This is a genomic window from Vibrio kyushuensis (assembly GCF_050337325.1).
Classification (GTDB): Bacteria; Pseudomonadota; Gammaproteobacteria; order Enterobacterales; family Vibrionaceae; genus Vibrio; species Vibrio kyushuensis.
In genome coordinates this window covers 494,764-507,056 of record NZ_JAKJSV010000003.1, presented here as the reverse complement: position 1 = coordinate 507,056, position 12,293 = coordinate 494,764, and the positions used below count along the sequence as shown (strand labels likewise).

Annotated in this window: 12 protein-coding genes; 5 read left to right on the top strand and 7 right to left on the bottom strand. The window is 42.9% G+C overall.

Going from position 1 to position 12,293, the window contains the following annotated elements:
* Positions 1-23 precede the first annotated feature (23 nt).
* The 6 genes from coaE to nadC all read right to left on the bottom strand — a co-directional run bounded on the left by coaE (position 24) and on the right by nadC (position 6,126).
* Positions 24-632, bottom strand: a complete 609-nt coding sequence (gene coaE, locus L4D20_RS08660) for a dephospho-CoA kinase (protein WP_428801176.1) — start codon at positions 630-632, stop codon at positions 24-26.
* A gap of 1 nt (position 633) precedes the next feature.
* Positions 634-1,503, bottom strand: coding sequence for a prepilin peptidase (locus L4D20_RS08655; RefSeq protein ID WP_428801285.1), 870 nt, complete (start codon positions 1,501-1,503; stop codon positions 634-636).
* 97 nt (positions 1,504-1,600) lie between these two features.
* The gene (locus L4D20_RS08650; RefSeq protein ID WP_428801175.1) at positions 1,601-2,827 is read right to left on the bottom strand and encodes a type II secretion system F family protein; all 1,227 of its coding nucleotides are present in this window, start codon (positions 2,825-2,827) and stop codon (positions 1,601-1,603) included.
* A gap of 24 nt (positions 2,828-2,851) precedes the next feature.
* Positions 2,852-4,537, bottom strand: coding sequence for a type IV-A pilus assembly ATPase PilB (pilB, locus tag L4D20_RS08645; RefSeq protein ID WP_428801174.1), 1,686 nt, complete (start codon positions 4,535-4,537; stop codon positions 2,852-2,854).
* Between the two features lie 6 nt (positions 4,538-4,543).
* Positions 4,544-4,981, bottom strand: a complete 438-nt coding sequence (locus L4D20_RS08640) for a pilin (RefSeq protein ID WP_428801173.1) — start codon at positions 4,979-4,981, stop codon at positions 4,544-4,546.
* A 254-nt stretch (positions 4,982-5,235) separates the two neighbouring features.
* Positions 5,236-6,126, bottom strand: a complete 891-nt coding sequence (nadC, locus tag L4D20_RS08635; protein ID WP_428801172.1) for a carboxylating nicotinate-nucleotide diphosphorylase — start codon at positions 6,124-6,126, stop codon at positions 5,236-5,238.
* 131 nt (positions 6,127-6,257) lie between these two features.
* On the opposite strand from nadC, the gene ampD reads away from it, so the two are divergent.
* A complete protein-coding gene (gene ampD / locus L4D20_RS08630) occupies positions 6,258-6,812 on the top strand; it encodes a 1,6-anhydro-N-acetylmuramyl-L-alanine amidase AmpD (protein ID WP_428801171.1) in 555 nt (184 codons plus the stop codon).
* A 49-nt stretch (positions 6,813-6,861) separates the two neighbouring features.
* On the opposite strand, the gene fldB is transcribed toward ampD, so the two are convergent.
* Positions 6,862-7,380 carry a flavodoxin FldB gene (gene fldB / locus L4D20_RS08625; protein WP_428801170.1) on the bottom strand — a complete coding sequence of 173 codons (519 nt, stop codon included), beginning with the start codon at positions 7,378-7,380 and terminating at the stop codon, positions 6,862-6,864.
* Positions 7,381-7,611: 231 nt separating this feature from the next.
* Between fldB and xerD the strand changes: the two genes are divergently transcribed.
* From xerD to pdhR, 4 genes are all read left to right on the top strand, one after another.
* Entirely contained in the window at positions 7,612-8,487 is an 876-nt protein-coding gene (gene xerD, locus L4D20_RS08620) for a site-specific tyrosine recombinase XerD (RefSeq protein ID WP_428801284.1), read from the top strand.
* Between the two features lie 15 nt (positions 8,488-8,502).
* The gene (locus tag L4D20_RS08615) at positions 8,503-9,315 is read left to right on the top strand and encodes a thioredoxin fold domain-containing protein (RefSeq protein ID WP_428801169.1); all 813 of its coding nucleotides are present in this window, start codon (positions 8,503-8,505) and stop codon (positions 9,313-9,315) included.
* Positions 9,316-9,399: 84 nt separating this feature from the next.
* Entirely contained in the window at positions 9,400-11,139 is a 1,740-nt protein-coding gene (gene recJ / locus L4D20_RS08610) for a single-stranded-DNA-specific exonuclease RecJ (protein ID WP_428801168.1), read from the top strand.
* A 346-nt stretch (positions 11,140-11,485) separates the two neighbouring features.
* Positions 11,486-12,256 (top strand): pyruvate dehydrogenase complex transcriptional repressor PdhR, encoded by a 771-nt coding sequence (pdhR, locus tag L4D20_RS08605; RefSeq protein ID WP_428801167.1) that lies wholly within the window; start codon positions 11,486-11,488, stop codon positions 12,254-12,256.
* The last annotated feature ends 37 nt before the right edge of the window (positions 12,257-12,293 follow it).

Genomic DNA, 12,293 nt, shown 5'->3' with positions numbered 1-12,293 from the left:
CTTCGAATGTCTCTGTTCTATTCTCACAGATTTGCACTACTAATAGCTAGATACTTTTGATGTAATTCTGTGATTTGAGGCATAAGTTTTTTGTTTTCCGTATCATTTTTAATCACGTCATCGGCAAAGCTAAGACGCGTCTCTCTGCTTGTTTGCGCTGAAAGAATGGATTGAGCTTGCTCGAAAGAGACACTATCTCGGTTCATTGTACGCTCAATTTGAGTTTGCTCATCTACATCGATCACCAGAATTCGATCGGTCATCTGTTGTAGGTTGTTCTCGACTAATAAAGGAATAACAAGCAGTGCGTAGGGGGAGTTTACCGCTTCTATGTCGTTCTTCATTTTATGGCGAATCATTGGATGCAATAAATTATCTAACCACTGTTTTTCTTCAGGGTTAGAGAAGATCTGCTCTCTGAGTTTAGCTCTATTAAGTTCACCACTGTTGGTAACAATGTCTAGCCCAAAATGAGCGATGATTGCATTAAGCCCTTCACTTTCTGGCTGTACAACCTCACGGGCAATGATGTCGGCATCCACAATGTCGATATCAAAATGTTGATGAAAAAGATCCGCGACGGTTGTTTTCCCACTGGCAATGCCACCGGTGATACCTACGACAAAAGTCATATTAAACTCCTACTAATGAACTAAGGTACCAAGACATAATCTGCTCTCCCCACATTAAGCTAACCCAACCCGCAATAGCGAGGTAAGGCCCAAATGGGAATGCTTTATCGATGCCTTTTTGCTGTAGTCGAAGTTGAATCAGACCAAAAATTAGACCGACTAAAGAAGAGAGTAAAATGATCATTGGCAGATACTGCCAGCCAAGCCATGCGCCTAGAGCTGCGAGTAATTTGAAATCACCATAGCCCATGCCTTCTTTACCGGTTATCAGCTTAAAGCCCCAATAGACAAGCCATAAGCACAGGTAACCGGCAATAGCGCCGATCACTGCATCTTGTAGTGACACAGGGCTTATTTCAAATAGTGCTAGCGTAATGCCAGACCAAACAAGAGGAAGAGTAAGCTGATCGGGTAGCAGCATAGTGTCTAGATCGATAAAGGTAGCCGCTATTAGAACAAAGCTAAATAGTACTAGTGCGATAGAGAAGTAGCTTGGGCCAAAATTGTAGGCAATAGCACCACTCATTAAGGCTGATAATAGCTCGACAAGTGGGTAACGTACTGAAATTTTGTCTTCACATTTATGGCATTTTCCTTTGAGAAATAGCCAGCTTAAGATTGGTACGTTATCAATAAGCCTCAGTTGAGTCTGACATTTTGGGCATGTCGAACGAGGAATGCTTAATGAATAATCTCCCTCAGGAGGTGTGATTTTATATTCAGGGAAGGATTCAGCACACTCTTGACGCCACTCTCTTTCCATAATGATAGGCAGTCGGTGAATAACAACATTGAGAAAGCTACCTATGATCAAACCAAATACGATGGCAAAGGTGGTGAATAGCCAAGGGTGTAACTCAAACACTTCCATATTTTTACTCGAGTAATTAAGGAGAATAGCCATTGATGCTATTTAGTAACGATATCAGTTACTAGCATATCAGCCATTAGCATATCAAAGCTTAATACTATCCTAATACACTCATTAAGTTAAAGATTGGTAAATACATAGCAACAACTAATCCTCCAATGACAACGCCAAGAAAGACAATGATCAGTGGTTCGAGAATCTTGCCTAAATTATCAACGGTATTATCGACCTCAAATTCGTAGATAGTAGCGACTTTATTGAGCATGTCATCAAGACAACCAGACTCTTCCCCAATCATCACCATTTGCAAAACCATTTCAGGAAAGGCCGCGGTATTTCTCATTGCTATGTACATTGGCATACCGGCTGACGTATCTCGGTGCACCGAATCAATAGCGGTTTGATAATGGAGGTTACCTGAAGTTTTTGCCGTGGTTTTAAGGCTGGTTAAAATGGGGATGCCAGCACTAAAGCTTGTCGCCAGCGTGCGACTAAATTTGGCAATCGCGGCTTTAGAAAATACCCCGCCAATAACAGGTAATTTTAAACTCAATTTGCTGGTGGAGAGACGAATACGAAACGACTTTTTGCGAATCGTTTTAACGATAAAAAAAGTGGCAATAACAGCAACTACAATCGTCAGGCTATAGGCTTGAACCCAGTGGGATAAATAGAGAACTTGTTGAGTAAACCAAGGCAGATCCGCGCCAAACCCCTTAAACATGCTTTCAAACTCTGGAATAACCACAGTGAGCATTAAATAGGAGACGCTTAGCGCAACCAGTACTACCATCGTGGGGTAGATAAGGGCCTTGATGACTTTGGCTCTTAGTTGCTCACTTTTTTCTCGGTAGGTTGCCAGTCGTTCAAATACTTCAGGTAGGTTACCGGACTGCTCACCCGTTGCGACTAAATCGACATACAAAGAGTCAAACAGCGGGCTTGCAGTGCGAAGTGCTTTTGAAATTGGCGTCCCAGCCTCAACGCCTTTACTCACTTGAGATAAGATTGATTTCATCTCTGCTTTACGGTTGTTGTCTGCCACCAATTTAAGAGCCTGAATGATGGGAACACCTGTGCCTAACATAGTGGCCAATTGTCGCGTCAGTATGGTGATATCTCTCGCTTTTACGCGATGAGTTATTCTCGATACAAAAGATATTGATCCTTTTTTGATTTTTTTAATTTGGATATGCTGCTCTTTAAGCTTATCTCGAACCTCTATTTCTGACAGTGCAATCATCTGACCAGAAACACGTTTTCCGGCACTGTTGATACCTTTCCAACGATAGTTTTTTAATTGAGTTGGTTTCGTGTTTCTCATCTATCAATCATTTCATCCATTAGGTCAAAAATAGAGTACGCGTTGCAGTTCCGAGTAGCTGGTGATGCCTTGCTTTAGCTTCTCTAGCCCTGACTCTTGTAGAGTTTGCATGCCGTGAGATTTCGCCAATCCTTCTATTTCAATCATCGATGCCCCTTTGATCACAGCATCGGCGAGTTCATGGTTAAAAGGCATTACTTCATAAATGCCCGTTCGACCAGAATAACCAGCATTGCATTCATTGCAGCCAGTAGAGTTGGCTTTAAAAATAGTGTCACTATTTGGCAGCTGTAGCTTTTCAGTTAATACGCTATCTAAGTGAGGAAGTTTACAGTGAGGGCAAAGCTTACGTGCTAGTCGTTGAGCGATGATTAAACTTAGTGATGAAGCGAGATTAAATGCCTCAATGCCCATATTACCGAGGCGAATGACGGTTTCAGCCGCAGAGTTGGTGTGCAGAGTTGATAAGACTAAGTGTCCTGTTTGAGCGGCTTTAATCGCGATTTCAGCAGTATCTAAATCTCGAATCTCACCAACCATGACGATATCAGGGTCTTGGCGTAAGAAAGAGCGCAGTGCTTTCGAAAAATCAAAGCCGATCTTGGGTTGAACCTGCACCTGATTGATCCCTGAGATATTAATTTCAACCGGGTCTTCAGCGGTGGATATGTTTACTTCTGGTGTATTGAGAATGCTTAAGCCTGTATAGAGTGAAACAGTTTTTCCACTTCCAGTTGGGCCTGTCATTAAAATCATCCCTTGTGGCTGTTTTAACGCCTTTAGGTAGAGTTGTTTTTGTTTATCACTGTAGCCAAGTTTATCTATATCGAGGCTTGCACTACTGCTATCAAGTAGACGTAGAACGATTTTTTCTCCCCACAGTGTTGGTAAGGTTGAAACGCGCATATCAATGGACGTTGTATCATCTAAGCGAAGTTTGATTCGGCCATCTTGAGGTAAACGACGCTCTGCGATATCGAGCTTGGCGAGGATTTTTAACCGAGCTGACAGACGGCGACTGAGTTGAGTTGCTGGGCTTTGTGTCTCAATCAGTATCCCGTCACAACGTAAGCGTATTCTATAAAGATCATCGTAAGGCTCAAAGTGAATATCAGAGGCTCCCTTTCGCACTGCATCCAGTAGAATTTGATTGATGAAGCGACTTACAGGGGCATCATCCAAGCTGAGATCTTCGATGCTCTGTATTTCATCATCACCGACATCAACAAGGTTAGCTAGCTCATCTTGGCTGATCTCTTTTGTTGATGAGGTCGAGGCGCCAATAGCATTGCCGTACAAGCGACGAATAGCTGCTTCAATTTCTTTTACATCGCTTAAAACAAGCTCTACCTGAAGCCCTGATGCAAAGCGAAATTCATCTTCAATTTCAGTGTGGGTAGGATCAGAAACCGCCACAGAAAGAACCAAGCCATTATTTTGTAGTGGCAGAGCGTTGTAGCGGGTGATGAGCTCTCTTAGTCCGAGGGAATGACAAAGTGTAGCGTAATCAAACTGGTTTAACTGCACTGGAGTGAGACCAAAAATATGGCTTAATTGATTTGTGAGATCGTTAGATTGGAATAGTTCAAGATCAAGTAATGCTTCAGGTACTGACATACCTGAAGCGTTCACATGTTCCATCACGGTCTGCTCTTGCACCAAGCTTAAAAGTTTAGCTTGACGCAAGATGGTGGGAAGGTTAGTTAGCAAGATCGATTAACTTGCTGCTTCTGGGCAAGAAGTTGTTTCAATTCCTGCGCCCTTGGTTACCAAGCAAGTCCATCCAGTATCTGGATTCCTGCTATAAGTTATAGTCGTATCTTTAGATACCGCAGAAGCATCTCCAAAAGTAAATACGAAACTATTGTCAGAAGGAACGCTAATACTACCTAGTTTATGTGAGTCCGCGGATATACCGACCGCTTTTAATATATCTGCCTCATTTGCCTTTAGAAAATCACCATTCTCTTGAACATATAGTTCGGCAGGAGTCAGAAGTGACTTCATTGTTGCTAACGCTGAAGCCGCTTCACTTTTCTTTACATAATCCTGATAGGCAGGAATAGCAATAGTCGACAACACACCAATGATCGCCACTACAATCATTAATTCAATTAAGGTAAAGCCTTTCTGTTTCTTATTGATCGCTTTCATTATTTTCTCCGTTTGCGATGTATAAGGGATGCAGTCAGAGTAAATAGTGTTAGTGAATCTAGAAATGAAGTGGGAGAGTGAGCGCGAGGCAAATTGTTGAAGTTAAACCTATATTACATTCACAGTGCAAAATTATTCGACGAGTGGCATATAAAGTACTGAGCAATGAAGTATTTTTAAGCTAGAAAAAAAAGAGAGGCATCAATAGATTTGGCCTCTCTTCTTTATTTGTAATTTTGCTGGCAATTAATCGATTAAGATTGGAATCTCATCGATAAGTCTAATGCTTGTAGGTGTTTAGTCAGTGCGCCGACAGAGATGTAATCCACGCCTGTTTCAGCAAACTCGCGGATCGTTTCAAGAGTGACGTTTCCTGAGTTTTCTAGCGCTGCGCGGCCAGCGTTAAGTTTCACCGCTTCACGCATCATGTTAGTGGTGAAGTTATCAAGCATGATGATATCAGCACCTGCATCAATAGCACTTTGTAGCTCTTCTAGGCTTTCTGTTTCAATCTCAACCGGCTTACCCGGGTTAAGCTGTTTTGCCGTAGCGACAGCTTTTTCAATGCCACCACAGGCAATGATGTGGTTCTCTTTAATTAGGTACGCGTCAAACACACCGATACGGTGATTGAAACCGCCACCGCAAGCCACAGCATATTTAAGTGCACTACGTAGGCCGGGAATGGTTTTACGTGTGTCTAGCAAGCGACACTCTGTGCCTTCTAATTGCTTTGCGTAGGTCGCAGTAATGCTCGCACAGCCAGAAAGAGTTTGAATGAAGTTCATTGCATTTCGCTCACCGGTTAGTAGTGCGCGAGATGGACCTGAAAGGGTACAAAGCGTTTGGTTTGGCTCAACCACATCGCCGTCTTTCACGTGCCATTCAATGCTTACCGTTCCACCAATTTGCTTGAACACTTCATCTGCCCAGGCTTGGCCACAAAATACACCGTGTTCGCGAGTAATAATCGTCGCTACGTTTGTCGCATCTGCAGGGATCAGACTTGCAGTAATATCAGCATCCACATCAACAACACCACCAAGATCCTCTCTTAGTGTTTCCGCTACTGCTCGGCTAATTTCAAGTGGCAGTTGGGTTTTTAAATAATCAAGGCGTTGTTGGCTGTTATGTGTGTTTTTCATCGCAAATCTAGTCGTTGGCTTGAGGGTGGGGGCATGATACTAGCAGTCGAAATTAAATTCAGCCTTTAATCTCGCTTTTCATCTTGGAATGGATAAAATCAATTGGATACTGATTAAAAAGGGTTAGATAAATGATTGATCAACATGGGTGGTACGCCAATGCGAAGCATCTTCCATCACCACATTGTGATGAACGAGACGATCCAAGCGATATCTCATTGCTGGTCATTCATAACATCAGTTTACCACCGAGCCAGTTTGGTGGTCCTTACATTGAGCAGTTCTTTACTGGAAAGCTTGATTCGTCACTGCACCCATTTTTTAAAGTGATTGAGAATATGAGGGTATCAGCCCATTGTCTTATTGATCGTCAAGGAAAGGTGATTCAATTTGTGCCTTTTACCAAACGAGCTTGGCATGCGGGTCTTTCTTCTTTTGCTGGTCGAGCGCGATGCAATGATTACTCGATTGGAATTGAACTAGAGGGGGATGATTTTAGTGCTTATACCCAATTGCAGTATCAATCACTCTCACAGCTAACTAGTGCACTTATGCTTCAATATCCGCAAATTTCGCCAGAACGAATAACGGGGCATCAATATATCGCCCCGTTGCGTAAAACTGATCCTGGATTGGTATTTGATTGGCGGAAATTTAAAGGCTTGCTAAGTAAAACGAATGATTAGACTTCGCGAAAGTACTTCGGTCTCTGCCATAAAGTACTTCAGCTCCTAATTATAGCGTCGCTTGGTACTCAACTAATATCTGCTCTACCCAAGTTGTAATGCGTTCATCACTGAGTTCATATTGTGAATCTTCATCCAGAGCAAGACCAACAAACTGTGTGCCGTCAGGTGTGAGCGCTTTTGATGCTTCAAATTCGTAGCCTTGATTTGGCCAGTAGCCAATAAGATTAGCGTCGATCTGCTTTAGTTCATCATGAAGAAGACCCATCGCATCGAGATACCACTCGCCATAACCTTCTTGATCGCCTAATCCGAATAGTGCAACGGATTTGTTTTTTAGCGATACGCCAGCGATTTCTTGCCATATTTCGCTCCAATCTTCTTGGATTTCACCAAAGTCCCAAGTGGAGATACCGAGTATCAATAAGTCATAATCAGCCATCAAAGAGATAGAACTCTCTTTGATATTGTGAATATCCACTAGCTCTTCTCCAATAATAGCGCGTATTTTCTCTGCTGCCATTTCGGTGTAGCAGGTTGTTGAGCCGTAAAACAAACCAATCTTCATAATGTTACATATTTGATGTGCGATGACGGATTTTAACCATAAATGTGCAAGCATTGCAGTGAGAATTTGATCAAATAGACAAATTTGTGGCTTTAGTAGCTGCAGTCACATAACCTTTACAGATTGAAGTTAAAGAGATTAATCGTGTCGCAAACAACACAAAAGTCATCGTCTACAGAGCAAGACTCTGTATCTTTCGAGCAAAAAGCTATATCACCTGAGCAGAAAATCATGGAATCATTTCTTGATGCTATGTGGATGGAGCGAGGGTTATCTGAAAACACACTGATTTCATATCGCAATGACCTGCAAAAACTGCTTCAGTGGATGTCAGATAATCATTATCGTTTGAATGCGATTAGCTTGTCGGGGCTGCAAGAGTATCAAAGCTGGTTGGCTGATAAAGATTATAAGCAGACCTCAAGAGCGCGGATGCTTTCGGCTATTCGTCGCCTGTTTCAGTATCTACATCGTGAGAAAGTGCGCGCTGACGATCCAAGTGCATTGTTGCTTAGCCCTAAACTACCGCAGCGTTTACCTAAAGATTTATCGGAACAGCAAGTTGAAGCGTTGTTAGACGCCCCCGATCCCAATGATCCGCTTGAACTTCGTGATAAAGCGATGCTTGAGCTTTTATATGCGACGGGACTTCGTGTGACCGAGCTTGTGAGCTTAACAATGGAAAACATTAGCATCCGCCAAGGCGTGGTTCGTGTTACGGGTAAGGGTGGAAAAGAGCGATTAGTGCCGATGGGAGAAAATGCGGTTGATTGGATTGAAACTTTCATCGAGCAAGGACGGTCTACGTTACTTGGAGAGAAAACGTCTGACGTTGTATTTCCAAGTAAACGAGCGAGACAGATGACTCGCCAAACATTCTGGCATAGGATAAAGCACTATGCTGTAATTGCTGGGATTGATACAGAGCTTCTGTCACCTCACGTACTAAGGCACGCATTTGCAACTCACTTGCTCAATTACGGAGCCGATTTACGAGTGGTACAAATGCTACTGGGCCACAGTGATTTATCGACGACACAAATTTATACTCACGTCGCTACTGAGCGGCTAAAACAAATTCATAGTGAGCACCATCCTAGGGCTTAATTTAAGGTGATTTTAATGAGCGTATTACGCCGACTATCGTTATTCGCATTGCCATTTTTTATCGTGGCTTGTAACGCAGAAGAGACTGTTAAAGTTGAGGAAACTGCGACAGTTCAAAGTGATTCCGCTGAGATGAAAGCATCAAGCTTTGCCGGGTTGAGTGATGAAGCGAAGCAAAAGATTCAAAGCAACTTTTCAAAGCTGAATTTGACAGTGATGGATATTTTACCAACGCCGATTGAAGGCTTGTTTGAAGTCCAAACCAGTGGCGGCATTTTATACTCGTCAGTTGATGGTGAGTATTTCATGTCAGGAACGCTATACCAGCATAAAGAAAATGGTGGGTATGTCGATGTCCTTGCTAAACGTCAAGCGCCTGTTAATGCAGAAAAAGTTGCGGCTCTAAGCGACAGTGTTATTGAATTTAAAGCCGATGATGAAAAATATGTGGTAACAGTCTTTACCGATATTACTTGTGGTTACTGTGTGAGATTACACAACCAACTCAATGGGTATAATGCGTTAGGTATTACAGTCCGTTACTTAGCATATCCTCGTCAGGGACCAGCCTCTGATGTTGGTGATCAAATGGCGGCAATTTGGTGTGCTGAAGATCCAAAAACAGCCATGCATGATGCGAAGGTGAATCGTCGCCTGCCAGAGCCGGGTGATAACTTTGCTCAATGCCAGCAAACAGTGAAGCAGCATTATACCGTTGGTAAGTCACTTGGTATCAGTGGTACGCCATCTATATTCTTACCAAGTGGTGAGATGGTTGGTGGCTATTTACCGCCAGCAAAATTACTGGAGCAATTAGAAGCGCAGTAATCATGCTGCCTCTTCATTTGACTGTCAGTTAAGACAATTTTAGAACAAGGAGCAGGTGAGTGATCACCTGCTAAACGTTTATTTATGATAGAAATCCTCCGTCGACCTGACGTCGACCTTTCACTTCTCTCAGATCCAATTGAACCGTTATTAAAGCGAATCTACATTAGTAGAGGTATTCGCTCTTCACAGCAGTTAGATAAAGCGGCTAAAGCCTTGCATTCCTATCAGAAACTGGATGGTATTCAGCTTGCGGTTGAATTGTTGTTTGAAGCAGTTTCTAAAAATCAACGGATCATTGTGGTCGGCGACTTTGACGCTGACGGAGCAACCAGTTCAGCATTATCTGTACTTGCCCTTCGTATGCTAGGCAGCAGTAACGTTGATTACTTAGTACCAAACCGTTTTGAAGATGGGTATGGGCTGAGCCCTGAAGTTGTCGATCAAGCCATTGCGATTGGTGCTCAGGTTATCATGACTGTAGATAACGGTGTCTCGTCGATTGATGGCGTGCGTTATGCCAAAGAAAAAGGGCTAACCGTTATCGTTACCGACCATCACTTACCGGGACACGAATTGCCAATAGCCGATGCGATGGTCAATCCGAACTTGGAATCCTGTAACTTCCCATCTAAGTCACTCGCTGGGGTAGGCGTTGCCTTCTATCTGATGATGGCGCTGTGCGTACACATGCGAAAAGTCGCTTGGTTTAGCTCAAACAATATGACTGAACCAAAACTGATGGAGCTTATCGATTTAGTTGCCCTTGGTACGGTTGCCGATGTGGTTGCGTTAGATGAGAACAACCGAATTTTGGTGCATCAAGGTTTACAACGTATAAGAGCAGGAAAAGCGAGACCGGGTATTCAAGCCTTAATCGAAGTGGCGAAGAAAGATGCCCATCGTTTGGTCGCAACCGATTTTGGCTTTGCTCTTGGACCTCGGATTAATGCCGCAGGCCGTTTAGATGACATGTCCTTTGGTGTTGAGCTGTTGATGAGCAATAACATTCATGCGGCGCGTCGAATGGCGAGTGAGCTTGATGGGCTTAATCAAACGCGTAAAGAGATCGAAGAGGGAATGAAGCAAGAAGCTATGGCTTTTTGTGAACGTCTCCAATTTGGTGACAACAGTGGGCTACCCCATGGATTGGTCCTATTCCAACGAGACTGGCACCAAGGTGTTATTGGTATTCTGGCTTCACGAATTAAAGAGAAGTTTCATCGCCCTGTCATTGCATTCGCAGACGGCGGAGAAGGGATGATCAAAGGCTCTTGTCGCTCAATTCCTGGATTACATATGAGAGACGCACTTGATCGCATTGATACTCAAAACCCGGGTCTTATTGCTAAGTTTGGTGGCCATGCGATGGCGGCAGGGCTAAGTATTAAAGAGTCGGACTTTGAGATGTTCTCTCGCCTGTTTGATCAAATTGTAAGGCAAGAGCTAGATGATAACGCACTTAAAGGTGTGGTTATGTCTGACGGAGAGCTTCTTCCCGAACAGTTTTCAATGCACACGGCAGAGCTATTACGTTCTGGTGGACCTTGGGGCCAAGCCTTTCCTGAACCTATTTTTGATGGTGAGTTTAAAATCCTTCATCAAAAGCTCGTCGGGGAAAAACATCTAAAGATGATGCTTGAGCCACTGCATAAAGGGCACCCGACCAACATAATGATTGATGGTATTGCTTTTAATGTCGATCTTAAACGTTGGCCAGACGCTTCCACGAAGACGGCTCGCATCGCATTCAAGCTTGATATCAATGAGTTCAGAGGCAATCAATCGCTTCAGCTTATGATTGAGCACCTTGATACAATTTAACCCTTTTAGGTAGGCCAGAGTTACAAATGATTACACTCTGGCTACTTTCTATTATTCCGCTTAACGACAAATAACAGCCCCTAACTTTATTCACTCTTCTTAAATCAATGAGTTAAATAAATTTTTATCTTGAAATAATTGTAGCTTCTCTGTGATTGGTCTTACCAATCTTGTTTATTAAATATTTATTAATAAATAAATTAAGTTATCGTTTTGTTATCGCCCCCTTCCTTCCTTGATTTGAATCAATATTTTACTGGACAATGCCATTTTGGATATGTTAATTTTCCTGCCAATAAATAATTGGTAATACCAATTTACTTGTAGCTGGGAATAGCAATCAATTATGGCTTATCAAAGAATTCGACAGCCAAAACTTTCTGATGTTATTGAGCAGGAGCTAGAGCGCTTGATTGCCGAAGGGTCTTTAATCCCTGGACAGCAACTGCCTCCAGAGCGTGAATTAGCTAAGCAATTTGATGTATCACGCCCCTCAGTGAGAGAAGCGATTCAGCGCCTTGAAGCAAAGCAATTATTAACTCGTCGCCAAGGCGGTGGGACATTTGTTAGTGAAAGTATTTGGAAGAGCTTTTCTGATCCTCTGCTAGATTTATTATCTAGTCACTCAGAAACACAGTTAGACCTACTTGAGTCGCGCCATGCGATGGAAGGTATTTCAGCTTATTTTGCGGCTCTTCGCGGTACAGACGAAGATTTTGCTCGTATTCAAGATTGCTTATCGGCAATTAGCGAAGAGCAGAAAAAACAAGATATTGAAGCAGAAGCCAGTGCCGTTATGAAGTTCTTAGTGGCATTGACTGAGGCAGCACACAATGTGGTGCTTTTGCATATTGTTCGCAGCCTTGCCCCGCTGCTAGAGCAAAATGTTTTACAGAATTTAGAGTTGTTACATCGCCGCGATGAAGTGGTTGAAAAAGTAAGTAAACACAGAGCAAATATAGTGGATGCGATTGTTTCTGGTCAGCCTGAAAAGGCGCGAGAAATGTCACATTCACATTTAGCTTATATCGAAGAAACATTGTTGGATCTGACTCGTGAGGAGTCTCGAAGAGAGCGCTCTTTACGCAGAATTCAGCAAGGCAAAGAGTCGTCATAGTACGGCTCTTTGACAGTTTATCTAAAATCCAACCAAT

What these genes read in the sequence shown, in the direction of transcription:
- coaE (WP_428801176.1), bottom strand. Translation starts at nt 632, where the DNA reads ATGACTTTTGTCGTAGGTATCACCGGTGGCATTGCCAGTGGGAAAACA.
- L4D20_RS08655 (WP_428801285.1), bottom strand. Translation starts at nt 1,503, where the DNA reads ATGGAAGTGTTTGAGTTACACCCTTGGCTATTCACCACCTTTGCCATC.
- L4D20_RS08650 (WP_428801175.1), bottom strand. Translation starts at nt 2,827, where the DNA reads ATGAGAAACACGAAACCAACTCAATTAAAAAACTATCGTTGGAAAGGT.
- L4D20_RS08640 (WP_428801173.1), bottom strand. Translation starts at nt 4,981, where the DNA reads ATGAAAGCGATCAATAAGAAACAGAAAGGCTTTACCTTAATTGAATTA.
- nadC (WP_428801172.1), bottom strand. Translation starts at nt 6,126, where the DNA reads ATGAAAAACACACATAACAGCCAACAACGCCTTGATTATTTAAAAACC.
- ampD (WP_428801171.1), top strand. Translation starts at nt 6,258, where the DNA reads ATGATTGATCAACATGGGTGGTACGCCAATGCGAAGCATCTTCCATCA.
- fldB (WP_428801170.1), bottom strand. Translation starts at nt 7,380, where the DNA reads ATGAAGATTGGTTTGTTTTACGGCTCAACAACCTGCTACACCGAAATG.
- xerD (WP_428801284.1), top strand. Translation starts at nt 7,612, where the DNA reads ATGGAATCATTTCTTGATGCTATGTGGATGGAGCGAGGGTTATCTGAA.
- L4D20_RS08615 (WP_428801169.1), top strand. Translation starts at nt 8,503, where the DNA reads ATGAGCGTATTACGCCGACTATCGTTATTCGCATTGCCATTTTTTATC.
- recJ (WP_428801168.1), top strand. Translation starts at nt 9,400, where the DNA reads ATGATAGAAATCCTCCGTCGACCTGACGTCGACCTTTCACTTCTCTCA.
- pdhR (WP_428801167.1), top strand. Translation starts at nt 11,486, where the DNA reads ATGGCTTATCAAAGAATTCGACAGCCAAAACTTTCTGATGTTATTGAG.